Raw genomic sequence first — 26,032 nt, 5'->3', positions numbered from 1 at the left:
CCATGAGTAGCTCAAGCACACCCGCAGTACCCGCGAACGTAGTCCACGAAGCGATCGACGAACGCCAGTACGTGCGCACCAAACTCAATGCCCGGGTCACGCTCAGCGCGACCGGCCAGCCGCCGTTCGACAGCACCCTGCAGGATATCTCCCTGGGCGGTATCGGCCTGGTTCACTCCGAGCCGCTGAAGATCGGCAGCCTGTACCACGCCTCGATCCAGCTGCGCCTGAACCAGGTCGACCTGAACATCGACAGCCAGATCAAGATCGTCTCCCAGCGTGGCCAGGAAGTCGGCGCCCAGTTCGTCGAGCTCGACTCGCAAAAACGCGACATCCTGCGCTACATCATCAGCGCCTACCTGTCGGGCGAGATCGCCGACATCAATGGCCTGTTCAACGTGATGCAACGGGAAAACTACATCAAGGAACGCAAGCACAAGTACGCCAGCGCACGCAGCTCGGGCGAGCGCCTCAAGGCCACCCTCGGCACCCTGTTGTATGCCGCTGCCGGCCTCGCCGCGCTGGGTTTTGTCGCCTACAAGTGCTACCTGCTGTTCTTTCGCATCCCCGCCGTGCAGGCCCAGGTCTCGGCCAACGCCCAGGTCATCAGCATGCCCGACAACGGCTATGTGAAGTTCCTCCTGGCGCCGGGGCAGACCGAGGTCAAGGCCGGCACGCCGGTGGCGAGCATCTCCACCCAGCTGGCCACCAGTTTCACCAGCCCGGCCGACATGAAAGCGGTCGCCGACCTCTCGCCGGGCGACCTGCAGACCCTGCTCGGGCGCGCCACCATCGAGACCGTGATCAACAGCCCGTGCGACTGCGAGGTGTACTTCCCAAGCAAACCCCTGGACGGCTACGGCTACAAGCAAGCACCGCTGGTGCATCTGCTGCCCAGGGATGAAGGCCTGTTCGTCACCGCCAACGTGCCGTTCGACAAGCTCGCCGACATCGGCCGGGTGACCTCGGTGGACCTCAAGGTGTTCGGGCTGGATGAGACCTTCAGCGGCAAGGTCATTGACTCCCATGTCGATGAAGCCAACAAGAACCTGGCCCTGACCATCGCCCCCGACAGCCCGCTGCCCCGCGCCGCGTACCAGAAGCCGGTGGCGGTGGACCTGTACCTGGGCCTGCCGTTCACGGCTTCGCGCTAAGCACCCGCAAGGAAGGAATAGGCAATGAATGCGAAGACGCCCTCCCGCCTGCTGCTGGCCAGCATCGGCCTGGCCTGCGCCAGCAGCGCCCTGGCCGGACAAAGCCTGGAGCAGATCCGCTACGCGCTGTACAAGGACCCGAGCGCCAATGTCAGTGCCGACCTGCGCGCCCTGGCCGACCGCGGTGACCTGGCGTCCAAGCTGCTGCTCGGTGATGTGCTGGCCAACAGCGATGGCGCCAGCCGCCCGGAAATCATCGGCCTGTATAAAGAGGCGTTTGCCGATGGCCGTGGCCAGGTCCCGGCGCTGGCCTCGCTGGCGCGCCTGCTGGACCGCACCCCGAGCCTGCAAAACAGTCAGCGCGAGTGGATGGCCCTGGCCCTGACGCGCTACCCGGCGACCCTCGACCCGCGCAATGCCAGCACCACCCTGGAGGTGTTCCTGGTTTACCCGCAACTGGTCTCCACCGAACAGGCCGGGCAGTTGCTGGCGCTGTACCAGCAGTCGTGCCTGCTCAACTGCCGCCCCGAGCTGTACCAGGCCGTGCTGGCCGAGCGCCAGGGTGACCGCGCCGGCGCCGAGCGCTGGTACCAGCAGGCGGTGCGGGTGGATGTGCGGGCGATTGATCGCTACTACCGCTTCCTCGGCGACGATCAGGACCGCGCCTTCGCGGCCTTTGCCCGCAGCCTCGAACCCCTGCGCCCGACCCTGGCCGTGGAGATCGTGCATCGCATCGGCTCGTTGCTCGACAGCATCAACAGCGTGCAGCGCGCCGAGCAGGAAGCCGACCGCTACGAGCGTCAGGCCAGCGCCATGGGCCCGGCGCGGGTGCCACCGGACGCCGCGCAACTGGCCCTGGAGAAACAGCGCAGCGATGCCCTGGACCTGGCCCGCGCCGAAGCCCACCGCTGGCGCGACAACGCCGTCGAACGCGGTTTTGTGCCGGCGATGGTGTCCAAGGCCAACTTCATGATCTCCAACCCCACCGAGCACAACGCCGAAGAGACCCAGGCGCTGATCGACCAGGTCCAGGCTCGCGAAGCGACCCGGGCCAAGGCGCTGCAGGCCTCGTTCTACATGGTCAACAACTGGCTGACCCTGGACCCGGACAAGGCCCGCGCGCTGATCGACGAGCTGCTCGCCAACCGCTACCCCGACGCCGAACTGCTGCTGGCCGAGTACTACAGCAAGGGCGTGGCCGACCAGCCCGACCAGGACAGGGCCCTGGAGATTTTCCAGGCCCAGGCCCGGGCAGGCTCCACCGCCGCCTGGTACCGCATGGCCACCTTGCACGCTTACGGGCGTGCCATCTGCCACGACCCGGTCAAGGCCTACACCTATGCCCAGGTGGCCCTGGCACTGGGCGAGAACGGTGCCCGCAGCCTGGTCAAGCGCCTGGAAAAGACCCTGAAAAAGGATGACATCGTGCGCGCCCTGGCGGCACGCAACGATCTGTTGAAGGAGGCAACCCTGTGAAAGCCCACCACCCCTTGTTCGGCGCCCTGCTGGCCCTGGCACCGCTGTACCCGGCACACGCCCTGGAAGAAGTCACCGGCCCCGAGGCCGACAGCAGCGAGCCGGTGCGGGTCGCCGATGGCAGCGAGCCGGTGATCACCTCGGAGTTCTTCAACAAGCTCACCGTGCAAACCGGCTACGGCCCGGAGAACTCCGAAGTCGGCCGCAGCCGCGAGATGTTCTACAGCTTGCGCTACGAGCCGTCGTTCGCCTGGTACTCGCCGGAAAAACGCTGGGCCAAGTGGATGGTCTACGGCCGCGTCTGGCTGAACTATGACTCCAGCGAGTCGGCCAGCGTGCAGAACGAAAACGCCAACAACCTCGACCGCGACCAGCCCGAAGGCTGGTACGCCGAACTGCGCGAACTGTATGTGAAACGCAACCTGCTCGGCGACGACCCGCGCTTCTCGCTGTCGGCCGGGCGCCAGCGCTATTTCGACGACTACGGCATCTGGTGGGACGACAGCATCGAGTCGCTGCGTTTCAACTACAACGACACCTTCTCCCGTGGCTTCGTGGCCGTGGCGCAGAAGTTCTACAACTACAACAGCGACGTCAACCGCCTGGCCGACAGCGAGGAGCGCACCACCTACCTGATGGGCGAATACGCCTACCGCTGGAGCGAGCACAACTGGGCTGGCGTGCGCCTGATGCACGAGAACGACCACAGCGGCCACGACGCCGAAGACCGCTACGACTTCAAGGGCATGCGCTACGGGCTGTTCTTCAAGGCTGACGACCTGGACGTGACGCCGCTGTTCAGCGACTACCACCTGGAACTCGCGGGCCTGGACGGCAAAGTCGACAACACCGACGTCAACGGCGTCACCAGCAGCGGCCACAACGCCAGCGGCTGGGCGGCCCTGGGCGAAATCGGCAAACGCTTTCACGACCTGCCGTGGACACCACGGGTGGCCTTGCGCGGCGGCCTGACCGACAAGCCGAGCAACGACAACGACGGCTTTCGCCTCAATGCCATCCAGTCCGACCGCATCACCCGGCAGGGTAGCTACAGCACGCGCCTGGCCAGCTCTTTCGTCAGCCTCGACCTGCGCAACCTGAGCTACTACGGCATCGCCCTGGAAACCAACCCGACGCCGCGCAGCGCCCTCGATTTTCGCCTGACCGAACTCAAGCTGCGCGACGCCAACGGCACCCTGCCGATCCGCCTCGACGGCGACCAGCGCAGCGAGCGCAACCGCGCCATCGCCCAGGGCAGCCACGGCAACGGCAAGGACGTCGGGCAGATGCTCGACCTCAACTACTACTGGAAGATGTTTCCGGTGGCCATCGACGGCAAGCACCTGGACGTCAACGCCCTGGTCAGCGCCAGCTACCTCAATGCCGGCAACGCCCTGGAAAGTGGTGATGACTACCAGCTGACCTTCGGCGTCGTGGTCAGCTACTAAGGACGGAACCCGAGATGATCTTCGCCTCCAACGTGTTCCTGTTCCTCTACCTGCCGCTGTTCCTGGCCGTGTACTTCCTCGCCCGGGCGCCGTGGCGCTCGACGGTGATCGTCGCCGCCAGCTACATCTTCTATGCCTGGTGGCGGCCGGACTTTCTCCTGTTGTTCGTGGCCATTACCTACTGGAACTACTGGTTCGGCCTGCGCATCAAGGCGCGCCTGGATGCCGGCGACAAGCGCTGGGCCTTTCGCCTGCTGTGGATCGGCATCATCGGCAACCTGTCGACCCTGGGCTACTTCAAGTACGCCAACTTCGGCGCCGAGGTGCTGGCCGCCCTGCTCGCGCCGCTGGGCATCAACACCTTCACCCTGGAAACGATCTTCCTGCCGCTGGGCATCTCGTTCTATGTGTTCCATGCCCTGAGCTACATCGTCGACATCTACCGCAAGGACGCCACGCCAACCAACAACTTCATCGACTTCGCCGCCTTCGTCGCGCTGTTCCCGCACCTGGTCGCCGGCCCGATCCTGCGCTACAGCCAACTGGCGCCGCAGCTGCGCCAGCGCAGCCACTCGCTGGAGCTGTTTTCCCTGGGCGTGTGCCGTTTCATGCTCGGCTTCATCATGAAGGTGCTGATCGCCGACCAACTGGCGCCGATCAACGTGCTGTTCATCAGCGAAGGCACCCTGCAGTTGAGCGATGCCTGGTTCGGCCTGGTGGTCTCGACCCTGCAGCTGTACTTCGACTTCGCCGGCTACAGCCACATGGCCCTGGGCCTGGCCTTGATGATGGGTTTTCGCTTTCCGGAGAACTTCAACCAGCCCTATGTGTCGCAGAGCATCACCGAGTTCTGGGCCCGCTGGCACATGACCCTGGCGCACTTTCTGCGCGACTACGTGTACATGCCGCTGGTGCGCAAGCGCATCGCCGGGGCGCTGCCGGCGCTGGTCTACACCATGCTGCTGTCGGGCCTGTGGCATGGCGCCAGTTTCGCCTTTATCTGCTGGGGGCTGTTCTTCGGTTTCGGCATGGTCATCGAGCGCAAGTTCAACCTCGCCACCAAGATCACCACGCCCTACCACCTGGGCCGCAACCTGCGCACCTTCGTGCTGATCATCCTGAGCATGCCGCTGTTCTTCACCAACGACCTGCGCCACAGCATCGACATCTACCAGGCGCTGTTCGGCCTCAACGGCCTGGGCTCGCTGGACCTGTACGTGCTCGGCGCCTCGAAGATGGCCATGTCGTTCGCCGCCATTGCCCTGTGCTGGCTGGTGCTGGCCGGCAGCAACAACGTGCGCTTCTACGCCGGCCACAAGGAGCAGTACTTCATGCGCCATGTCGGCGGCCTCAAGGCGCTGCTGCTGTGGGCAGGCTTTACCCTGGCGCTGAGCAGCCTGGCGGCGCATTCGTTCTCGCCCTTTTTGTACTTTCAGTTCTAGGAGAGCGCCATGTACCCGGTCATGAATTCGGCCAGCAAGGTCAACGGCATTGCCTTCGGCTTCCTGCTGGCGGGCATGTTCGTCTACTCGCTGCCGCCAGTGTTCAGTTTTGCCCGCAACCAGACCGACGCCTGGAACCTGTTCGTCGACGGCAAGCTGCTGCGCAAGTTCGAGCAGGTCTACGAGAAGCGCTTTTTCCTGCGTGAACCGTCGGTCGAGCTGTGGGCCAACGCCCAGTACCGGCTGTTCGACGAAGGCACCAAGGGCGTGGTGCTGGGCAAGGACGGCTGGCTCTACACCAACCAGGAGTACCGCGTGCCGAATGATCTGCAGGCCAATCTGGACGGCCAGCTCAAGCAGATCGCCGAGATCGGGCAGCAGCTCAAGGCCCACAACAAGCGCCTGATCCTGCTGCCGCTGCCGATGAAAGCCGACGTGTACGCCGCCCACGCCGAACGCGCGATCGACCCGCGGGCAATCAGCCTGTACGACCGTTTCGTCGAACGCCTGCAGGCGCAGAACATTGCCGTCACGCCGCTGCGTTCGGCGTTTCTGGCCAACCTCGCCGGCCCCGGGCTGTTCCTCAAGTCCGACACCCACTGGAGCCCGGAAGGCGCGCGCCTGAGCGCCTACGAGCTGGCGCGCCAGCACCCGGAACTGCTCGGCGACGAGCGCTACCTGTCGCACAAGGTCGCCGACAAGACGGTCAAGGGCGACCTGATGAACTACATCCAGTTCAACCATGCGCAACTGGCGCCGCAGTTCGGCCCCAGCCAGATCGCCCTGTACGAAACCCTCAAGGCCGAACAGAACGCCGGCGACCTGTTCGCCAGCGAAAACCAGAGCCTGATGCTGGTCGGCACCAGCTACAGCAAGATCGATGACTGGAACTTCGTCGGCTTTCTCAAGGAGGCGCTCAACCGCGACCTGCTCAGTGTTTCGGTGGAAGCCCGCGGGCCGTTCGAGGCCATGAGCCAGTTCCTTGCCAGCGACCAGCTGAGCAACCCCGAGATCGACACCGTGGTCTGGGAGTTCCCCCTGCGCACCCTGCTCGCCCACCGCCTCGGCTCCCTGAGCCGCCCCGGCCAGACCCAACATTTCTAAGGAGAGACTGATGAACATTGCACTGCAACGCCTGCTCGCCACTTCCGCCCTGCTGCTGGGCAGCGCCGCAGCCCATGGCGCCGAAGGCAATGCCGACCTGTACGACGCCGTGGCCCCGGCCGACTCGGCCTTCGTCCGCGTGCTCAACCTGTCCAACGCCAACATCGACGTGACCCTGAGCGGCAAGATCAGCCCGCAACGGGTCGCCGCCGGCCAGCTCAGCGGCTACCGTTTCACCCCGGCCGGCGCGCACAAGATCGCCGTCGGCGCTACCGCCATCGAGCCGCAGCTCAAGGCCAATGCCGCCAGCACCGTGGTCTTTGATGGCAGCAAGCTGACCCTGATCGCCGACAAATACGTCAACGAACCGAAGAAAGCCCAGGTCGCCTTCTACAACCTGACCGCGGCCCAGGCGGCGCTGAAAACCGTCGACGGCAAGCACGTGATCGTCGAGCCGCTGGGCAAGGACCAGACCGGCAGCCGCATGGTCAACGAGATCAAGATCGGCTTTGCCGCCTACGTCGATGAGCAGAACGTGGCCAGGTTCGATGAGCTGTTCCTGAAAAAAGGCCGCTCCTACAGCTACGTGCTGCTGCCCCAGGGCGCCGGCTATCGCAGCATGAGCCTGGCCAACAGCATCGACCCGAGCGAGTGATCCATGGCCATGAAGCGCATTCTTCCCCTTGGCCTGGCCGCACTGCTGGGCCCTCTGCTGAGCACCCCAGGCGTAGCCGCAGAGCCAGGCAAGGCCGCCTGCAGCAGCCTTGAGTGCATGGTCTGCCCGGGCTTGAGCAACCCACAGAACTACGCCGAAGGGCGCATGAAGCTGATGCGTGAAATCGTCCCGGCCAAGGACCGCTGGCTGTTTCGCTCGGCGGTCGACCTGACCAATGATTTTGGCATCCCGGCGCCGATGCGCGCGGAATTCGCCCGTTTGATGGCCGCCTTCCGCCAGCAGGGCATCCACGTGGCCATGGCGGTACAACCGACCCGCGGCCTGATGCACCGCGACAAACTCTACGCCGACAAGCTGCACGGCTTCGACTTTGCCCGCGCCAGCAGCAACCTCGAAAGCTACCTGCAACAACTGCGCGCCGCTGGCGCGGTGGTGCCGCCATTGATGCAACTGGTGCACACCCCGCCCAAGGGCGAGTTCTTCTTTCGCCGTGACCACCACTGGACCCCCGCCGGTGCCGAAGCCACGGCACGCCTGGTAGCCGAGGAAGTGCGGCGCCAGCCGTTCTATGCCCAGCTGAGCAAGAAGCGCTACCGCACCGAGCCCGGGGTCATGGTGCCCAAGGACGGCACGCTGAACCTGGCGTTGAGTTATATCTGCGGCAACAACTATGGTTTCCAGTATGTGCGTGGCTACCAGACCATCCCCGAAGCCGACGGCGCCGATGCGCTGTTCGACGACGCGCCGGATCCTGAAGTGATCCTGGTCGGCGACAGTAACGCCGCCGCCCGTGAGGACGAGAGCAAGCAGTTCAACTTCGACGGCTACCTGAAACAGTACCTGGAGGTCGACATCCTCAACTACGCCCTGCCCGGTGTTGGCCAGGACGGCTCGCTGCTCGAATACCTGCTGTCGGAGAACTACAAGCCCAAGGCGCCGCCGAAGCTGATCATCTGGGAGCTGCCGGCCAACTACCCGTTGGAATCCGAGTCGATGTACCGCCAACTGATCCCGGCGGTCAAAGGCGGTTGCCCGGTGTCCACCGAGGTCCTGGCCAACCGTGTGCAGCGCCCGCCGCTGCGGGTCAACGAGCGCATCGAGCTGCTCAGCAACGCAGGTGATGGCCGCAAGCAGCTCGGCAACGGCCAGGGCTTTCTCGATATCCGTATCAGCGACAAGAACGTCAAGGACTTCTACCTGATCGTCTATTACGACAACGGTGCCCGCGACAAAGTCTGGTTCCGCCGCGAAGCGGTGGTCACCGGCGGCCAGTACTACCTTGAGTTGAGCCGCGCCAAGGAATTTGCCGGCGCCAACCTGCTGTCGGTGTTCATGGAACCGACCAAGCCCGGCACTGCCGCCACCCAAGTGGAAACCCGCGTATGCCTGTAAAGACCTGGACCGCGCTGGGCCTGGGCCTGTGCGCCAGCCTGCAGTTGAGCAACAGCCTGGCGGCCAGCTCGATCTGGCCGCCGCGGGCCACCGCGCAGTCGGCGATGATTGCCGACTACCGGACCCTGAGCTGCAGCAAGCAAGTACCAGCGCCCTACACCGGCAGCTTGCAGTTGCAAAGCAAGTACGACCAGCGCGACGCCAGCAAGTCGACCCTGCGCAGCAGCCCGGACGCCAACAGCGAACAGATCGGCAAGCAGGTCAAACAGTTCATCGGCGGCCTGATCTACGCCAGCAAGCGCTTCCAGCGGGCCAAGAATCCGCAGGAGGCGAACATGGCCCTGGCCTGCCAGGACCAGTGGCTGGAGCGCTGGGCCCAGGCCGGTGCACTGCTCAACCCCGACGCCAGCAGCACCGGCATGGCCGCACGCAAATGGGCGGTGGCGGCCATGGCCTCGACCCTGCTGCTGACCCAGGCCGCCAGCGACGCCAAGCTGCAATTGTCGCCGGCCCAGAAGGCCTGGTTCAGCCAGCTCGGCGAACGCATCATCGCCGAGTACCAGCCGCGCCGTACGCCGGGCTTTACCTGGTTCAACAACCATGACTACTGGGCGGCCTGGGCCGTGGCCGCCACCGGCATGCTGGTGCAGCGCGACGACTTCATCCAGTGGGCCGACGGCAACCTGCGTCGCGGCCTGCAGCAAGCGGTGAAATCCAGCGATGGCAACTACGCCTACCTGCCGCTGGAAGTGGCGCGCAGCAAGCTGGCCGCCACCTACAGCCAGTACGCCCTGGTGCCACTGGTACTGCTGGCGGAATCGGCGCGGGCCAATGGCCTGCCGTGGAGCAGCGACGATCAGCAGACCCTGGAACTGCTGGCCAACTTCGCCGCCCGCAGCATCCTCGACCCCGACGGCCTGCCCGAGCTCAAGGGCCAGTCGCAGACCGACGTCGCCCCGTACAAGCTGGCCTGGCTGATCCCCTTCCTGCAGCGCGCCCCCGGCAACCGCCTGGCTCGCCAGCTGTATGACAGCGAGGACGGCGAGGTCGACAACTACAGCCAGATCGGCGGCCCGCTCAAGCCGTTCTATCCCAAACTGCCGTAACCCAAGGACGAACCGTCATGGCCATGCTTGCCCGCCCGCTTACCCTTTCCTGCCTGGCGCTGCTGTTCAGCGCCATGGCCCAGGCCGCCAGCCAGAGCCTGCCACTGCAGCAAACACTGAGCGCGGTAAACAGTGCCGAACACCAGCGCGACCTGCAGCAGTTGCAGCAACAAGTCAGCCAGGCCGTGCAGCTGCAGGTCGACGAACGCCCGCGCCCGGCTGGCCGCGCCAGTGTCAGCCTGCAACCGATGTTCTCGTCCCAGGCTGGCAGCTGGCCGTTCGAGCCGTTCGTCAACAACGGCCTGTTCCGCGCCATTGCCGGCTACCAGGCGCATCACCCGCAAGCGGTAATGGTGCGCGGCGGCAGCATTACCCTCGCGCAGTTGCACGATGCCCTGAACGACCCGAAGATCATCAAGCGCTACAAGGACGGCTATCTGCTCAGCTACCCGCTGCTGATCGCCAACGACGGCGGCCTGTTGCTTGAGGGCACCAGCCTGTACCTGTACAGCTACTCCGGCACGGCGTTGATCAACCAGGGCTGGCTGGGCCTGAACCAGTCACGCCTGGAAAGCGTCGCCGGCGACAAACCGGGCAGCACCGACCGCGCCTGGCGGCCGTTCGTGGTGGCCTGGGCCGGCAGCCATACCCAGGTGCTGGGCTCGACCCTCAACCGCCTGGGCTACAACGCCAACCTCTCGCGCGGCCTGACCACCGCCTTGAGCAGCCAGCAGGCAGCGTCAACCCGCCCGGCCACGCTGCTGATCCGCGACAGCCAGTTCACTGAACTGGCCAGCGCCGTGGAGCTGCAACACAGTCAGGCGCAGATCGACAACAGCCAGTTCGGCCAGTCTCGGCAGTACGCCATCGACGTGCGCGACAGCCAAGTGACAGTGCGCAACAACCAGCTGCGCGGCATCGACAACAACAGCGGCATCCGCCTGCGCGGCCAGACCCGCGCACGCATTGAGCACAACCTGATCCTCGGCGCGCACAAGGCGGCCATCGAGGTCAGCGAGCAACAGGGCGCCCTGCTGCTCACTGGCAACCTGATCGGCGACAGCCGTGGCAACGGCATCCAGCTACGCAACCTGGCGCCGACGGCTGGCGCGCCGCTGCTGATCAGCGACAACCTGATCGGCAACAGCCAGGGCAGCGCCGTGGATGCCAGCGAGGTCGGCGCCGTGAGCCTGATCGGCAACCGCATCGGCAACAGCCCGGAGTACGCCGTCAGCCTGCGCAACGCCGCGCCGCTGGCCGGGCCGCTGACCTTGAGCGGCAACACCCTGGGCAAGGTCGGCAAGGCTGTGGTGCGAGTCGAAGGCTTGCAGCAGGTGGTGCTGGGGCCGAACACCTTCGAGGGCAAGCCGATTTTGCAGAACCTGCTGATTGGTGACTTGTTGCCGGTGCAGGGCCTGTTGCTGCAGGCGACCCAGCGTCAGGGCTGCGTGGTGCGGGTCGAGCTAAGCGAACGCCCGTTGCATGCGCAAAAAGCACTCGTCCTCGCCCATGCAGACGAAGCCCTCGCGCTCGTACAGGCGCCGTGCCGGGTTGCTCTTGAACACCATCAGGCGCAGCAGCGGCAATTGCCGTTGGCGGGTCCAGTCGGCCAGTTGCGTTAACACCCAGCGGCCGATACCGCGGTCGCGAAAGCCTTCGAGCAGGTGCAGTTCACGGATGAACAGAGCCTGGCGGTCCTGACTGAGGCTGAAGTAACCCAACGGCTGCCGGGCTTCGCTGATCAGCCACTGCTCGCGCCACGTCCAGGCCTGGTCGAAGGCTTCTTCCTGCCAGAGCAGGTCGAACTCGCGGTAATAAGGCAGCATGGCCCGGCGGGTGAGGTCGCGGGCGAAGGTGCGGTGCTGGTCGGTGGCGGGGGTTAGTTGCACAGTCATAAGGGCCAGGATATGTGGGAGCCGGCGTTGCCGGCGATGGGCTGCAAAGCAGCCCCATTGACTCAAGGTTTGAACTCATCGGCATAACACACCGGCGAACTGCCCGGCCCCTGGCGCTCCAGCTCATCCTCGAGCCATTGCGCCAGCACCACCGCATTGTTGTGCTCGGTATCCTTGCCAGCATACAGCAAGGTCACATCCCCCTGCCCGGCCATGCCCAGCAACTTCCACCAATGCTCGGGCCGCGCCGTCAGCTCCTGGCGGTAGCGCTCGGCAAACCCGGCAAAATCCACTTCACCGGCATGAAAAGCCTGACGCAACGCCGTTGAAGGCGCCACCTCCGGCAACCACAAGGCTTGCAGCTGGTCCTTGCGCCGGTTGCGCGGCCACAGCCGGTCGACCAGCACCCGCTGGCCATCGCCAGGCTCCAGCGGCTCGTAGACGCGTTTGCAGCGGATCATCGCTTCACTCCATCGAATGCTCTGTTGATCCTAGGACTTTCCTTGACCGAGGTCACGGTGCTGTCAGCGATTGTTTTTATCATGGCCGGGCAAGGCTAGACCCTTCCTGGTAACCCGGACCCGTCATCATGACCACCCCGACCCTGGCTGGCAGCCCCTCGCTGGCCAACCACGATCCACGCCCGCGTCTGAATCACAAACCCGGCCGCACCACCCTGACCCTGTTCTTCGGCCTGCTGGCGGCCGGCCTGGTGTATACCGCCTGGAGCCTGTTCCGCGACATTGACGCCACCGGCACCGTGGTCACCACCTGGACACCCTTTGTGCTGCTCGGCCTGGCGTTGCTGATTGCCCTGGGGTTCGAGTTCGTCAACGGCTTTCACGACACCGCCAACGCCGTGGCCACGGTGATCTACACCCATTCGCTACCCCCGTCGGTGGCGGTAGTCTGGTCCGGCTGTTTCAATTTTCTCGGCGTGCTGCTGTCCAGCGGTGCGGTGGCCTTCGGCATCATCGCCTTGCTGCCGGTGGAGCTGATCTTGCAAGTCGGCTCCTCGGCCGGTTTCTCCATGGTCTTTGCCCTGTTGCTGTCGGCGATCATCTGGAACCTGGGCACCTGGTGGCTGGGCCTGCCAGCGTCCTCATCGCATACCTTGATCGGCTCGATCATCGGCGTCGGCATCGCCAACGCCCTGATGCACGGGCGTGACGGCACCAGCGGCGTGGACTGGAGCCAGGCCAGCAAGGTCGGTTACTCACTGTTGCTGTCGCCGCTGGTGGGCTTTACCTGCGCGGCGCTGTTGCTGCTGGCCCTGCGCATGCTGATCAAGCGTCGCGAGCTGTACCAGGCACCGGTCGGCAATACGCCGCCGCCCTGGTGGATTCGCGGGCTGTTGATCCTTACCTGCACCGGCGTGTCCTTCGCCCATGGCTCCAACGACGGGCAGAAAGGCATGGGCCTGATCATGCTGATCCTGGTCGGCACCCTGCCCATGGCCTATGCCTTGAACCGGACCATGCCGGCTGACCAGTCGCTGCAGTTCGTCGCGGTGGCCGAGGTCACCCAGCAGGCCTTGCAGCGCAGCGCCCCGCAGGCCGCACCGGCAGACCCGCGACAAACCCTCAGCAGCTTCATTCGCGAGCCGCAGGCCAGCGACGAACTGGTGCCTGCCCTGGCGGCGCTGGCCGGGATGATCGGCGCCGAGGTCAAAGGCTACGGTTCGCTCAACCGGGTGCCGGCAGAAGCGATGGCCAACGTGCGCAACGACATGTACCTGACCTCCGAGGCCATCCGCCTGATCGACAAGCACCAACTGGGGCGGTTCGATGCCGATACCCAGGCCAAAGTGCAGGTATTCAAGCAACAGATCGACAACGCCACCCGCTACATTCCGCTGTGGGTGAAGATCGCCGTGGCTATCGCCCTGGGGCTGGGGACCATGGTCGGCTGGCGGCGGATCGTGGTGACCGTTGGCGAGAAGATCGGCAAGACCCACCTGACCTACGCCCAGGGCGCGTCGGCGGAGCTGGTGGCGATGTGCACCATTGGTGCCGCGGACATGTACGGGCTGCCGGTGTCGACCACCCACGTGCTGTCGTCCGGGGTGGCCGGGAGCATGGTCGCCAATGGCTCGGGCTTGCAGATGCGCACCCTCTTCAACCTGATGATGGCCTGGGTGCTGACCTTGCCGGCGGCGATGATGCTGGCGGGGGGGTTGTACTGGCTGTTGCGGCAGGTGTTCTGAATCGCGGGTCAAGCCCGCTCCTACAGTGATTGCGCCGATCCTGTAGGAGCGGGCTTGACCCGCGATGAGGCCTATGCAGGTATCTTCAACCCGCGCTCCACCGCCGGCCGCTGCACGAACGCCGCCAGTACCCGCTTGACGTTGGCAAAGTCATCAAAGCCCACCAGCTCGCCCGCCTCATAAAAGCCGACCAGGTTGCGCACCCAGGGCAGAATGGCGATATCGGCAATGCTGTAGGCGTCCATCACCCACTCACGCCCTTGCAGGCGCTGGTCCAGCACCCCGAGCAAGCGCCGCGACTCGGCCACGTAACGGTCGCGCGGACGCTTGTCTTCGTACGCCTTGCCAGCGAATTTGTGGAAAAAACCCACCTGACCGAACATCGGCCCGATCCCGCCCATCTGGAACATCAGCCACTGCAGGGTCTCGTAGCGCTGGGCCGGGTCCGCCGACAGCAGTTGCCCGCTCTTCTCCGCCAGGTAAACCAGGATCGCCCCGGACTCGAACAACGCCAGCGGCTCGCCACCCGGGCCATTGGGGTCGAGGATCGCCGGGATCTTGTTGTTGGCGCTCAGGGAAATGAATTCCGGGGTCAACTGGTCATTGCTCTCGAAGCTGACCTTGTGCACCTCGTAGGCCAGGCCGATCTCCTCGAGCATGATCGACACCTTCACGCCGTTGGGCGTGGCCAGCGAGTACAGCTGCAGCAGCTCGGGCTGTTTGGCCGGCCATTTGCGGGTGATCGGGAATGCACTGAGATCAGTCATGAACAGAACCTTGAGCAGAAATTGAGGAAGACACTGTAACCAGTTTTGTCATCGCCGCGCGACCATCACCCAGTCGCGGTGACGCTCCGGGCCACATTCGAACAGCGCCTCGCCGACCTTGCTAAAACCATTGCGCTGATAAAAACGGATGGCCCGGGTGTTCTGTTCATTGACGGTCAGGCGAATCGCCCCGCGCACCGGCGCCAGGGTGTCGTCGAGCAACAGCTGGGCGCCGCCGTGGCCATGGTGCTCGGGCAGCACATAGCAGCGGCTCAGCTCCGGCAGGCCATCAGCCTCGGCAATCCCCAGGGCTTCAGGTGCACTGTCGATCATGCTGTAGCCGACCACGCTACCCAGGTACTCCAGCACCCGCAGGCGCTTGCGCGGATTGAGCAGGTGGAGGACGAAATGCTCGGACTGCAACTGCCTGTCGATGTAGGCCTGCAACGCCTGGGGCGCAGCATCCGGCGGGCTGGCCAGGGCGAAGGTCAGGCCGGCGACATGGCTGAGCGCCTCGGCATCACTGGGCCGGGCAACACGGGTACTGAAAGGCATTAAGCAACATCCTGTCGATCGGGCGAACCGGCATGGTAGCCCGAACCCTCAGAAGGCAAAACAGGAACAACCGAATGCGCCCCAAAAGCCCTGAAAATCGCTGACCGGCACCGACGATTGCCGCGCGCGCTGATGCGCGTGGGCATGCACCGCGCAGGCACCGACGCACTGATGCACCTGGGCGGTCAGCGGCGCGCCCTGGCGCCAGTGCCCGGGGACCTTGGCCACCGGCGACCAGTCGGGCAGCACCGGCAAGGTCGGTGGGTCGAGCCGGGCGAACTCGGCGGCGCCATACACCACCTTGCCATCGACCAGGGTCAGCACCGACTCCAGGTGCTTGATCGCCTCGGCGTCGATGCTGAAATAGTCGGCGCTCAAGGCCGTCAGGTCTGCCAGTTGGCCAACCTTGATCTGGCCCTTCTTGCCCTGCTCGCTGGAAAACCAGGCGCTGCCGTGGGTGAACAGCGACAACGCCGTGTCGCGGTCCAGCCCCTGTGGGTACAGCTCCAGCCCACCAATGGTACGCCCGCTGACCAGCCAGTACAGCGAGGTCCAGGGGTTGTAGCTGGACACCCGGGTGGCGTCGGTGCCGGCGCCGACCGGGATGCCTTCGCCAAGCATGCGCTTGATCGGTGGCGTGTGCTGCGCCGCCTTGGCGCCGTAGCGCTCGACGAAGTACTCGCCCTGAAACGCCATGCGGTCCTGAATGGCGATGCCGCCGCCCAGCGCCCGCACCCGCTCGATGTTCTTCGGGCTGATGGTCTCGGCATGGTCGAAGAACCACGGCAGGCCGTTGAAAGGGATGTCGCGGTTGACCTTCTCGAACACGTCGAGCATGCGCGAGATCGATTCGTCGTAGGTGGCGTGCAGGCGAAACGGCCAGCGCTGCTCGACCAGATGGCGTACCACCGGTTCCAGATCGCCCTCCATGGCGCCGGGCAGGTCCGGACGCGGTTCGAGGAAGTCTTCGAAGTCGGCGGCGGAGAACACCAGCATCTCGCCGGCGCCGTTGTGGCGCAGAAAATCGTCGCCCTGACCGTACTTGACGCTGCCGGTCCAGTGCTTGAAATCGGCCAGTTCTTCCTTGGGCTTCTGGGTAAACAGGTTGTAGGCGATGCGCACGGTCAACTGCCGGGCCTTGGCCAGTTGCTCGATTACCGCGTAATCGTCAGGGTAGTTCTGGTAGCCGCCACCGGCATCGATGGCGCTGGTCAGGCCCAGGCGGTTGAGCTCGCGCATAAACTGGCGGGTCGAGTTGACCTGGTATTCCAGCGGCAGCTTCGGCCCCTTGGCCAGGGTCGAGTAAAGGATCATCGCATTGGGCCGGGCGATCAGCATGCCGGTCGGGTTGCCGTTGGCGTCGCGCTGGATCTCGCCACCCGGCGGGTTGGGCGTGTTGCGGTCATAGCCGACCACGCGCAGGGCTGCGCGGTTGAGCAAGGCGCGGTCGTACAGGTGCAGGACAAACACCGGGGTGTCCGGCGCCGCCTGGTTGAGCTCGTCGAGGGTCGGCAAGCGGCGCTCGGCGAACTGGAATTCGTTCCAGCCGCCGACCACCCTCACCCACTGCGGCGCAGGCGTGCGCAGGGCCTGGTCCTTGAGCATGCGCAAGGCGTCGGCCAGGGACGGCACGCCTTCCCAGCGCAGCTCCAGGTTGTAGTTCAGGCCGCCGCGGATCAGGTGCAGGTGCGAATCATTGAGCCCGGGGATCACTGTGCGCTGCTTGAGGTCGATGACCTGGGTCGCCGGCCCGCGCAAGGCCATGACCTGGGCATCATCGCCGACTGCCACGAAGCGCCCGTCGCGAATGGCCACTGCGGTTGCTTGCGGCCGCTCGCGGTCCACCGTGTGCACGCGGCCATTGTGCAGGATCAGCTCGGCCGGCATAGCCTTTTCGGTCCCGCGCAGAAGGGCCCCGGCGGCCAGCGGCACCGCCGAGTACATGGCTCCGGCGGCGCCGAGCAGCGAACTTGCAGCGATAAAACGGCGACGGCTTTCCCGATCCTGGTTCATGGCGGCTCCTGAGGCACGGCATTGCCGGGCAAACAAAAGCTAAACGATAGACCAGTGCCGGCGCCGTACCAGTCAGCGACGACGAAACAACGGCCGTGGCTCGATCACCGAACGCCCATACAGCACGCTCATGCCAGCCAGGCCCAGCAAGGCATCCTGCGCGCATTTGTCTTCACGCACCGCGTAGCTGTCAAAACCGCACTGGCGCATATGGCTGAGCTGGTCACGCAGTACATCGCCCACCGCTCGCAGTTCACCATGCCAACCCAGCCGGCTGCGCAGCAAGTAGGCCTGGCTGTAGCCACGGCCGTCGCGAAAGCTGGGGAAGTCCACCGCAATCAACGGCACCTGTGCCAGCCACGGGCGCAACGGTTCGACATCATCGTCCGGGCCCAGCCACAAGCCGTCACGCCCCAGGGGCCGCTGGGCGCGGCGGGCAATCCAGGTGGCCAGCGGCAGAATCAGCAGGCCGTCGGGCAGCACCTCGCCGGGTTCGCGCAACAGTTGCCAGGGATCGTGCTCGATCAACTGCGCCTCACCATTGCGCAGGCCAATCACATTACGCATATCAGCTCCTCCGGGCGCTTGGCATAGACCCGTTCCTTGAAGGGTTCCAGGCCGACCCGGCGCACGGTGTCGACAAAGGCTTCGTCCTGCTCGCGGTAGGCGCAATAGGTGGCGATGATCTGCTCGATCACCTGCGGGATCTCGGCGGCGCTGAACGACGGGCCGATGACCTTGCCCAGGGTACTGTGCTTGCCCTGGGCGCCGCCGAGGGTCACCTGGTACCACTCGCTGCCGTTCTTGTCGACGCCGAGGATGCCGATGTTACCGATGTGGTGGTGGCCGCAGGCGTTGATGCAGCCGGAGATGTTCAGGCTCAGCTCACCCAGGTCGTGCAGGTAGTCCAGGTCATCGAAGCGGCGCTGGATCGACTGGGCGATGGGGATCGACGTGGCGTTGGCCAGGGCGCAGAAATCGCCGCCCGGGCAGGCGATGATGTCCGTCAGCAGACCAATGTTGGCCGTGCCCAGGCCGCGTTCGCAGGCCAGGCGCCAGAGCGCGTGCAGGTCACGCTTGCGCACGTCCGGGAGAATCAGGTTCTGCTCGTGGGCAATGCGGATTTCGCCGAAGCCGAACTGCTCCGACCAATCGGCCACCGCGTCCATCTGCGCATCGGTCAGATCGCCCGGTGGCGAGGCATCGCCCGGCTTGGTCGACAGCACCACGCTGGCATAACCCGGAACCTTGTGCGCCTTGACGCAGCAGGCCACCCAGCGGGCGAACGCATGGTCCTGGGCCAGGTGGGTGTCGTAGGCCAGGTCATCGTCAATGACGCTGTCGTAGGCTGGAGGCTCGAAGGCCGCAGCCACGCGCTGGAACTCGTCCTCGGTGAGTTGCGCCGGGCCGTCCTTGATGTGTTGCCACTCCTCCTCCACCTCGCGGGAAAACGCCTCGATGCCCAGCGCCTTGACCAGGATCTTGATCCGCGCCTTGTACTTGTTGTCGCGCCGGCCATGGCGGTTATACACGCGCAAAATGGCTTCGACATACGACAACAGGTGCTGCCACGGCAGGCCCTCGCGAATCTGCAAACCGAGGATCGGCGTGCGCCCCAGGCCGCCGCCGACCATGACCCGCAGGCACATCTGGCCGTGACCGTCGCGGTACAGGTAGAGACCGATGTCATGCATCATGATCGCCGCGCGGTCTTCAATCGCCGAACAGATGGCGATCTTGAACTTGCGTGGCAAAAACAGGAACTCCGGGTTGATCGTCGACCACTGCCGGAGGATCTCGGCCAGCGGCCGCGGGTCGAGCAACTCGTCGGCGGCAACGCCGGCAAAGGCTTCGGTGGTGATGTTGCGCACGCAGTTGCCGGAGGTCTGGATCGCATGCATCTCGACCTCGGCCAGGCGCTGGAGGATGTCCGGCACCTGGGCCAGTTCGATCCAGTTGAACTGGATGTTCTGGCGCGTGGTGAAGTGGCCACAGCCGCGGTCGTACTCGCGGGCGATCTGCGCCAGGGTGCGCATCTGCCGGGCGCCGAGGGTGCCGTAGGGAATGGCCACGCGCAGCATGTAGGCATGCTTTTGCAGGTACAGGCCGTTTTGCAGGCGCAGGGGCAGGAACTCTTCTTCACTCAGTTCGCCAGCCATGAACCGGCGCACCTGATCGCGAAACTGCGCCACGCGCTCGAACACCAGCGCACGGTCATACTCGTCATAGTGATACATGGTTCGGACCTCATCAGGGAGGCCGTTACTATGGCTTTTGGGTGTACTGGGTTACAGATTCAGGTTGGGGGTATTTATACGGATCAGATGCTTAAATCGTGCTGTGCCCATCGCTGGCAAGCCTGCTCCCACAGGCACTGCATGCACCGGCCCCTGTGGGAGCTGGCTTGCCAGCGATGAGGCGCTAATGCACAGCACCCTCCGTACGCTTCAACTCACCAATCTTCTCCAACCGCGCCCGCACGATGTTGCGGCTGATGTTCAGCAAGCGCCCGGTCTGCAACTGGTTGCCATGGCAGAAGCGGTACGCGGTGCGAAACACCGTTTCCTCGATATGCTCGTACAAGTCTGGAATGTTCTGCTCGAACAGCGCCGTCAGCGCCGCCTCAAGGTTCGGCGGCTCGCTGGCCAGGCGTAGCGGCTGGCTGTGTTCTTCCTGGCGGATGCCCACCGAGCGCATGTCCACCAGGTGCAGGTCGGCCGGCTGCACCACCTGTTGCCGGCACACCAGCAGCGCGTGGTGAATGGCGTTTTCCAGCTCGCGGATGTTGCCTGGCCAACTGTGCGACAGCAGCTTGCGTTCGCTTTCCAGGCTCAGGCTGGCGCGGCTGTAGCCCAGGCGCTGGCAGTGCTCCTCAAGGAAGAACTCGGCCAGCGGCAGGATGTCCCCCGGACGTTCGCGCAGCGGCGGCAGGCGGATGGTCGCCACGTGCAGACGGTAGAACAGGTCTTCGCGAAAATGCCCGGCCACCACCGCATCGGCGAGGTTGACGTTGGTCGCCGCCACCAGGCGCACGTTGATCGGAATCGGCGTGCGCGAGCCCAGGCGTACCACTTCGCGCTCCTGCAGCACCCGCAGCAGTTTCACCTGCATGTTCAGCGGCAGGTCGCCGATCTCATCGAGGAACAGCGTGCCGCCGTTGGCCGCTTCGAACCAGCCGGCCTTGCTGTTGGTGGCGCCGGTAAAGGCGCCCTTCTCGTGGCCGAACAGCTCGCTCTCGACCAGGGTTTCGGCAAAGGCGCCGCAGTTGACCGCCACGAACGGCTCGCGCCCGCGACGGCTGAGCTGATGGATATGGCGGGCCACCAGCTCCTTGCCGGTGCCGGTCTCGCCGATGATCAGGGTGTTGGCTTCACTCGGCGCCAGGCGTTCGATGCGACTGAGCAGTTCCTGGGAGCGCGGGTCCTTGAACACCAGGACGGTGGCGCGAACGGATTTGGTCAGTTCCCGGGCGTGGGGATGGGTTATCAGCGACATGGTGCATTCCTGGCAGTGAAAGCGCAGGGCCATAGTGCCCGAAACAAATTAGAACAAATAATTATTAATTAGTATTTATATATACCTATTAGAGATATGCGCTCTGCGTTGCTGCTCCAGCAACAGTCGGCCAGCAACGCGTGGTGGCTGGCCAGCATCGACGCCCTCAGGCAACCCCCTTGCTGGCAACGCAGCCCTTGAAAACCAAGGCCTGCAGCGCCCTGGCACGCATTTCGCTCAAGCCTGGCACACGCACCGTGCAAGGACCTCTCGATGAAACTGCAGAACACATTCGCCTTCGGCCTGAGCCTGCTGGCCCTGTCGCTCAGCGCCATGGCCGCTGACACCTTCGCGCCCAAACCCGACCCGCTGCAAGGCGATGGCCGGGTCTCGGCGTTCTACAGCTGGGGCCAGGCCATCCCCGCCAGCCCCGGCAAACTGTTGCGCAGCGAGCCGCTGGAACAGACCCTGAGCCTGCCCGGCGCGGCGTCGCAACTGCGCATCCTCTATAGCTCCACCGACGGCATCGACGGCAAGACCCCGGTGGCAGTGTCTGGTGCACTGTTCATTCCCAAGGGCAAGGCACCGGCAGGCGGCTGGCCGCTGGTGACCTGGGGCCATGGCACGGTGGGCGTGGCGGATGTCTGCGCGCCGTCCTGGGCCGGGCGCTCGTACCGCGACGTGCAGTACCTGGCGCGCTGGCTCAACGAGGGCTACGCCATCGTCGCCACCGACTACCAGGGCCTGGGCGTGCCCGGCGGCCACCCGCTGCTGAACAACCGCATGGCCGCCTACGGCATCCTCGACGCCGCCCGCGCGGTGATTGCCGGGGTGCCGGGGCTGGCCAACAAGGTGCTGGTGGTCGGCCAGTCCCAGGGCGGCGCCGGCGCCTTTGCCTCGGCCGCCTATGCGCCGACCTACGCCCCGGACCTGGGCCTGAAGGGCAGCGTCGGCACCGGGGTGATCTACACCGTGGGAACGAAGAACGTCGGCGAGCAGGACCCGGACAAGGTCGACGCCTCCCTGGCCTACGGCTTCTACACCCTGCTGGCGGCCCAGCAGTACGACCCGCGCATCGACCCGCGCGACTTCTACACCGACAAGGCCCTGCCGCTGTTCGAACAGGCGCGCAGCACCTGCCTGTCATCACTGGTGGCCGATGTGCTCGGCACCGGCCTGACCCCGGCCAACACCCGCAAGACCAACAGCGGCGAACAGCTCAAGCCGTGGCTGGCGCAGGTGTCCTACCCGACCCTGAAACTCAAGCAGCCGATCTTCATCGGCACCGGCGCCGAAGACAAGACCCCGGCCGCCGCCACCCAGGTGGCCTTGATGCAGGACGCCTGCAAGACCGGCTCGATTGTCGAAGGCCACCTGTACAAGGGCCTGGGCCACAGCGAGACGGTCAACGCCTCGCTCAAGGACTCGCTGCCCTTCGCCCGCAAGGTGTTCAGCGACCAGCCCATCAGCGCAATCTGCAACCCCACCGTGCAATAAGGACAATCACCGTGAGCATTGAATTTTTTACCCGCCTGCCGTTGCACGGCGAAACCCAGTTCCTCCCTGGCGATCCGCGCAACCGCGGCGACTGGCATGCCGGCAGCGACAGCACCGGCGCGGTGTCGAACTTTGCCGTGGGCGATCACTTCACCTACATCGACTACCTCGGGCAGATCGCCCGCGCCGCCGAGATCAACGGCTTTGGCGGCGCGCTGATGGTCAACGCGCCGTCTGGCGAAGAGCCGTGGACGGTGTGCTCGCTGCTGGCCCGCGAGACCCGCACCTTAAGCTACGTCACCGCCTTCCAGCCCTACCACTACACGCCCTGGGTCGCCGTGCAGCAGGCCGCCACCTACCAGCGCGCCACCGGCAACCGCCTGGTATGGAACATCATCAATGGCGGCTCGGACGTGATCCAGCGCCAGGTCGGTGACTTCAGCGACCACGATGAACGCTACGAACGCGCCATCGAGTTCATGGACGTGGTCAAGGGCTACTGGCACTCGGAGAACTTCCACTACCAGGGGCGCTTCTACCAGGCCGAAGGCGGCGGCCTGCGCGGGCCGCAGAAAAAGGCCGAACTGCCGTTGATCTGCACTGCCGGCTCGTCGATCGCGGCGCGGGAGTTCGCCGCCCGTCACGCCGACTTCTACCTGATGCGCGCCGAGCATCCGGACGAGATCCGCGCACTGATCGCCGATATCCGTGAACGGGCGCTCAAGCATGGCCGCAGCAACATCCGCTTCGGCCTGTCGATCGATGTGATCACCCGCGAGACCGAAGCCCAGGCCCTGGCCGAGGCCAAGCGCTTCTTCGACGAAGGCGTGGCCAAGGGCGCGGTCAAGGCCGTGGCCGCCCATGCCGGGCTGCGCACTGCGCGCAAGCTCAGTTACGAAAATGAGTACTCGGCCAAGGATCAAAGCCGGCCGTTCGACGACTTTTTCATCTACCCCAACGTCTGGGCCGGCTTCGGTTACATCGGCATCCCGCCGGGCCTGGCGCTGGTCGGCAGCTACGAGAACGTGGTGGCGCGGATTCGCGAGTACAACCAGTTAGGCATCGACCTGTTCTTTCTCGCCGGCTACCCGCACCTGGAAGAAGCCTACCGCCTGGGCGAGCACATCCTCCCGCACTTTCGCGGCGAGCGAGCGCCATTACGGCGGATCGACACCCAGGCGCCGGCCCTGCGTGCAGCAGGAGGCTGAGGCCATGGACCCTTTTGATTACCAGCGCCGGCGCTTTCTCGGCTATAGCCTGGCGCTGGGCGGCGGGCTGCTGCTCAGTGGTTGCGGCCCCGAGCAGCCGGCCGCCAGCCCTGTTGCCAACGACCCGCCGCGCCACGGCGGGCGCCTGCGCCTGGGCGTGCTGTCCGGCGGCCAGGTCGGCAACCTCGATGCCCACAAACCGATCGGCAGCGGCATCGTCCGCGGCTTTGCCCTGTACAGCAAGCTGTGGGAATGGGACGAGCAGATGCAGCCGCGCCTGGCCCTGGCCGAAGAGGCCGAAGCCAGCGCCGACGCCAGCACCTGGACCGTGCGCCTGCGCCAGGGCCTGGAATTTCACAACGGCAAGACCATCGACGCCGACGACCTGATCTTCTCCATTCGCCGCCTGACCGACCCGCAACTGGCCTCGCCCTATGCTGCGCTGCTGCACTGGGTCGACCGCGACAACCTGGAAAAGCTCGACGCGCGCACCGTGCGCATCCGTTTCAAGGACGGGCGCAGCTACCTGCCGCTGGCAGAAACCTGGGTCAACTTCGGCGGCATCGTCCCGGTCGATTACCACCCGCTGACCAACCCGGTCGGCGCCGGCCCTTACAAGCTGAAAAGCTTCACCCCCGGCCAGCGCTCGGTGTTCAGCCGCTTCGAAAACTACTACAAGGACGGCAGACCCTACGCCGACGAACTGGAGATCATCGACTTCAAGGACCAGGTCTCGCGTCTGGCCGCCTTGCGCGCCGGGCAGATCGACATGGCCAACGGCCTGCCCAGCGAGCAGTTGCAGATCATCGAACGCGACCCGCGCCTGCAACTGGTGACTTCGGTCAGCGGCAACTGGCTGTCGTTCGAGATGAACACCAGCAAGCCGCCGTTCGACAACCCGAAAGTCCGCGAGGCGTTGCGCCTGCTCGCCGACCGCCCGGAGCTGGTGCGCCGCGCCTTGAATGGCCAGGGCCGGGTAGCCAACGACCTGTACGCACCGAACGACCCGACCTTCAACCACCGCCTCGGCCCACGCCCGCATGACCCGCAACGGGCGGCGCAACTGCTGCGCGAAGCCGGCTATGACAAACTCGAAGTCGAGCTGGTAACCACCAGCGGCCCGGCCCTGGCTTCGGCCCTGGTGTTCGCCGAACAGGCCAAGGCCATCGGCGTGACCCTCAAGGTGCGTCAGGTCGACCAGGCCACCTTCGACGGCCCGCAGCACGATCAGTGGCAACTGAGCACCGGCGGTACCATCGGCGCGCCGTTTCTGGCCAGCGCCATGCACATCGATGCGCCCTTTGCCGTGGCCAACAAGACCCACTTCAACGACCCGCAGTTCAGCCAACTGTTCCTCCAGGCCATGGCCCAGCCGGACCTGGCCAAGCGCAGCGCTCTGGTGCACCAGGCCCAGCAGATCCAGTACGAGCGCGGCGGCTTGCTGATCTGGGGCTATGTGAATCTGCTTGATGCCTTCTCGCGCCAGGTCGGCGGCGCCGCAGCCGAGCAGACGCTGTTCAGCACCTGGCGTTTCGACAATCTCTGGCTACGCGGCCAGGCCTAGCGCAACCCCGCCTGACGCTGGCGGTATTCCCCCGGCGTCAGTTGCGCGTAACGCAAAAAGAACCGGCTGAAATACGCCGGGTCCTTGAAGCCCAGGCGGTAGCAGATCTCGTTGGCCGAGCTGCCGGTGTACAGCAGCAGGCGCCGCGCCTCCTGCATCAGCCGTTCGAGGATCAGGCGCTTGGACGGCAAGTCGGCGATGCGCCGGCACACTTCGTTGAGCCGCGCCTCGGTGACGCCGATGCCCTGGGCATAGCGCGCCAGCGGCCAGTGTTCGAGGTAGTGGGCCTCGATCAGTTCGTTGAAACGATGGAACACCTGCAGGTCTTCATGCCGGGTTGGCCGGGCCGGCAGCGAGCGCGCGCACAGGCGCAGCAGGCTGGTCATGATCAGCCGCGTCAGGCTTTCCAGCGCCGCCGCGCGCCCGGCTGCGCTGGCGTTGATCTCACTGTGCAGCTCATCGAACAGCAGCGCCAGGCGCCGCGCCTCGGCGGCGTAGCTCGGCTCCAGGCCGCTCAAGGCCACGCAGGCCGGCGCCACCTGCGGCCCCGGCGCCAACCCAGGATCGGCTTCGAGCAACTGCCAGACCAGTTGCTGACGCACGGTCAGCACATGGCCGTCGGCATCGGGCTCGGTGACGAAGGAATGCGGGATGGTCGGCGGGGTGAGGAAGAACATCGGCCCCGATTCGACGTACTGCTGGTCGTCCAGGTACACCCGCACCGTGCCGCTCTCGACGTAATGCACCTGGAAAAACCGGTCATGGCGGTGCACCGGCATGTTGCGGCCGAAGAACCCGGCCAGGTTGCCGAGCTTGTCGTAGTGCACCTCGGCATCGCTGTAGCGCTGATCGTAGACCTGACCGATGTTGATGTTGGGGATTGGTTGGCGCTCGCTCATGGCCCTGCTCACTCTTATTGTTGTGCCGCCAGCTTACTCCTGCAGCAAGCCGCTTGCATTTCGTTAACATCTTAATTATAACGTTAATACATTAACAATTATTCGAGCAGGGACCCTGCCCCTGCCCCAGCCAGG

21 protein-coding genes and 1 pseudogene are annotated in these 26,032 nt (G+C 65.1%); 13 read left to right on the top strand and 9 right to left on the bottom strand.

Going from position 1 to position 26,032, the window contains the following annotated elements:
* Positions 1-2 precede the first annotated feature (2 nt).
* The 9 genes and pseudogenes from UW3_RS0108280 to UW3_RS29370 all read left to right on the top strand — a co-directional run.
* On the top strand, positions 3-1,154 hold the full coding sequence (locus UW3_RS0108280; RefSeq protein ID WP_010221873.1) for a PilZ domain-containing protein: 1,152 nt from the start codon (positions 3-5) through the stop codon (positions 1,152-1,154).
* A 24-nt stretch (positions 1,155-1,178) separates the two neighbouring features.
* Positions 1,179-2,630 (top strand): SEL1-like repeat protein, encoded by a 1,452-nt coding sequence (locus UW3_RS0108275; RefSeq protein ID WP_010221872.1) that lies wholly within the window; start codon positions 1,179-1,181, stop codon positions 2,628-2,630.
* Positions 2,627-4,078, top strand: a complete 1,452-nt coding sequence (locus UW3_RS0108270; protein ID WP_010221871.1) for an alginate export family protein — start codon at positions 2,627-2,629, stop codon at positions 4,076-4,078. The genes UW3_RS0108275 and UW3_RS0108270 overlap by 4 nt, the downstream gene beginning before the upstream one ends.
* Positions 4,079-4,092: 14 nt before the next feature.
* Positions 4,093-5,520 carry an MBOAT family O-acyltransferase gene (locus UW3_RS0108265; RefSeq protein WP_010221870.1) on the top strand — a complete coding sequence of 476 codons (1,428 nt, stop codon included), beginning with the start codon at positions 4,093-4,095 and terminating at the stop codon, positions 5,518-5,520.
* 9 nt (positions 5,521-5,529) lie between these two features.
* Positions 5,530-6,624 (top strand): alginate O-acetyltransferase, encoded by a 1,095-nt coding sequence (locus UW3_RS0108260; protein ID WP_010221869.1) that lies wholly within the window; start codon positions 5,530-5,532, stop codon positions 6,622-6,624.
* A 10-nt stretch (positions 6,625-6,634) separates the two neighbouring features.
* Entirely contained in the window at positions 6,635-7,279 is a 645-nt protein-coding gene (locus UW3_RS0108255) for an alginate O-acetyltransferase AlgF (protein ID WP_010221868.1), read from the top strand.
* Positions 7,280-7,282: 3 nt separating this feature from the next.
* On the top strand, positions 7,283-8,692 hold the full coding sequence (locus UW3_RS0108250) for an alginate O-acetyltransferase AlgX-related protein (protein ID WP_010221867.1): 1,410 nt from the start codon (positions 7,283-7,285) through the stop codon (positions 8,690-8,692).
* Positions 8,683-9,798, top strand: a complete 1,116-nt coding sequence (locus tag UW3_RS0108245) for a polysaccharide lyase (protein ID WP_010221866.1) — start codon at positions 8,683-8,685, stop codon at positions 9,796-9,798. The genes UW3_RS0108250 and UW3_RS0108245 overlap by 10 nt, the downstream gene beginning before the upstream one ends.
* A 17-nt stretch (positions 9,799-9,815) precedes the next feature.
* Positions 9,816-11,021 (top strand): annotated as a pseudogene (locus UW3_RS29370) (right-handed parallel beta-helix repeat-containing protein); the annotation flags it as partial.
* A 240-nt stretch (positions 11,022-11,261) separates the two neighbouring features.
* On the opposite strand, the gene UW3_RS0108235 reads toward UW3_RS29370, so the two are convergent.
* Together UW3_RS0108235 and UW3_RS0108230 are read right to left on the bottom strand one after the other, a co-directional pair.
* Complete coding sequence (locus UW3_RS0108235) at positions 11,262-11,693, bottom strand: GNAT family N-acetyltransferase (protein ID WP_026001234.1); 432 nt, start codon at positions 11,691-11,693, stop codon at positions 11,262-11,264.
* A 62-nt stretch (positions 11,694-11,755) separates the two neighbouring features.
* Positions 11,756-12,154, bottom strand: a complete 399-nt coding sequence (locus UW3_RS0108230; protein ID WP_010221863.1) for a DUF488 domain-containing protein — start codon at positions 12,152-12,154, stop codon at positions 11,756-11,758.
* Positions 12,155-12,282: 128 nt separating this feature from the next.
* Here UW3_RS0108230 and UW3_RS0108225 point away from each other — a divergent pair, with 128 nt between their 5' ends.
* Positions 12,283-13,899, top strand: a complete 1,617-nt coding sequence (locus UW3_RS0108225) for an inorganic phosphate transporter (protein ID WP_010221862.1) — start codon at positions 12,283-12,285, stop codon at positions 13,897-13,899.
* A gap of 71 nt (positions 13,900-13,970) precedes the next feature.
* Here UW3_RS0108225 and UW3_RS0108220 read toward each other — a convergent pair whose 3' ends face one another.
* The 6 genes from UW3_RS0108220 to UW3_RS0108195 all read right to left on the bottom strand — a co-directional run bounded on the left by UW3_RS0108220 (position 13,971) and on the right by UW3_RS0108195 (position 20,729).
* Positions 13,971-14,666 carry a glutathione S-transferase N-terminal domain-containing protein gene (locus tag UW3_RS0108220; protein ID WP_010221861.1) on the bottom strand — a complete coding sequence of 232 codons (696 nt, stop codon included), beginning with the start codon at positions 14,664-14,666 and terminating at the stop codon, positions 13,971-13,973.
* Positions 14,667-14,714: 48 nt separating this feature from the next.
* Positions 14,715-15,221: a GNAT family N-acetyltransferase gene (locus tag UW3_RS0108215; protein WP_010221859.1), complete on the bottom strand. Its 507-nt coding sequence runs from the start codon at positions 15,219-15,221 to the stop codon at positions 14,715-14,717.
* A 48-nt stretch (positions 15,222-15,269) separates the two neighbouring features.
* On the bottom strand, positions 15,270-17,108 hold the full coding sequence (locus tag UW3_RS0108210) for an amidohydrolase (RefSeq protein WP_010221858.1): 1,839 nt from the start codon (positions 17,106-17,108) through the stop codon (positions 15,270-15,272).
* A gap of 198 nt (positions 17,109-17,306) precedes the next feature.
* Positions 17,307-17,801 carry a DUF934 domain-containing protein gene (locus UW3_RS0108205; RefSeq protein WP_010221857.1) on the bottom strand — a complete coding sequence of 165 codons (495 nt, stop codon included), beginning with the start codon at positions 17,799-17,801 and terminating at the stop codon, positions 17,307-17,309.
* On the bottom strand, positions 17,789-19,471 hold the full coding sequence (locus UW3_RS0108200) for a nitrite/sulfite reductase (RefSeq protein ID WP_010221856.1): 1,683 nt from the start codon (positions 19,469-19,471) through the stop codon (positions 17,789-17,791). Before UW3_RS0108200 ends, UW3_RS0108205 begins: the two co-directional genes overlap by 13 nt.
* A gap of 184 nt (positions 19,472-19,655) precedes the next feature.
* The gene (locus UW3_RS0108195; protein WP_010221855.1) at positions 19,656-20,729 is read right to left on the bottom strand and encodes a sigma-54 interaction domain-containing protein; all 1,074 of its coding nucleotides are present in this window, start codon (positions 20,727-20,729) and stop codon (positions 19,656-19,658) included.
* A gap of 273 nt (positions 20,730-21,002) precedes the next feature.
* Between UW3_RS0108195 and UW3_RS0108190 the strand changes: the two genes are divergently transcribed.
* Genes UW3_RS0108190 through UW3_RS0108180 form a run of 3 tightly spaced genes read left to right on the top strand, consistent with a single transcriptional unit; the run spans position 21,003 to position 24,998 of the window.
* Positions 21,003-22,226: a lipase family protein gene (locus UW3_RS0108190; RefSeq protein ID WP_010221854.1), complete on the top strand. Its 1,224-nt coding sequence runs from the start codon at positions 21,003-21,005 to the stop codon at positions 22,224-22,226.
* Positions 22,227-22,237: 11 nt separating this feature from the next.
* Entirely contained in the window at positions 22,238-23,434 is a 1,197-nt protein-coding gene (locus UW3_RS0108185; protein WP_010221853.1) for an LLM class flavin-dependent oxidoreductase, read from the top strand.
* A 4-nt stretch (positions 23,435-23,438) separates the two neighbouring features.
* Positions 23,439-24,998, top strand: coding sequence for an ABC transporter substrate-binding protein (locus UW3_RS0108180; protein WP_010221852.1), 1,560 nt, complete (start codon positions 23,439-23,441; stop codon positions 24,996-24,998).
* Here the strand turns inward: UW3_RS0108180 and hpaA are convergent.
* Entirely contained in the window at positions 24,995-25,897 is a 903-nt protein-coding gene (gene hpaA, locus UW3_RS0108175) for a 4-hydroxyphenylacetate catabolism regulatory protein HpaA (RefSeq protein ID WP_010221851.1), read from the bottom strand. The genes UW3_RS0108180 and hpaA overlap by 4 nt on opposite strands.
* Between the last annotated feature and the right edge of the window lie 135 nt (positions 25,898-26,032).

Origin of the sequence: Pseudomonas donghuensis, assembly GCF_000259195.1 — a bacterium.
Taxonomy (GTDB): Bacteria; Pseudomonadota; Gammaproteobacteria; order Pseudomonadales; family Pseudomonadaceae; genus Aquipseudomonas; species Aquipseudomonas donghuensis.
The sequence above is the reverse complement of the archived record's forward strand: the minus strand, read 5'-3'. Positions and strand labels throughout refer to the sequence as shown.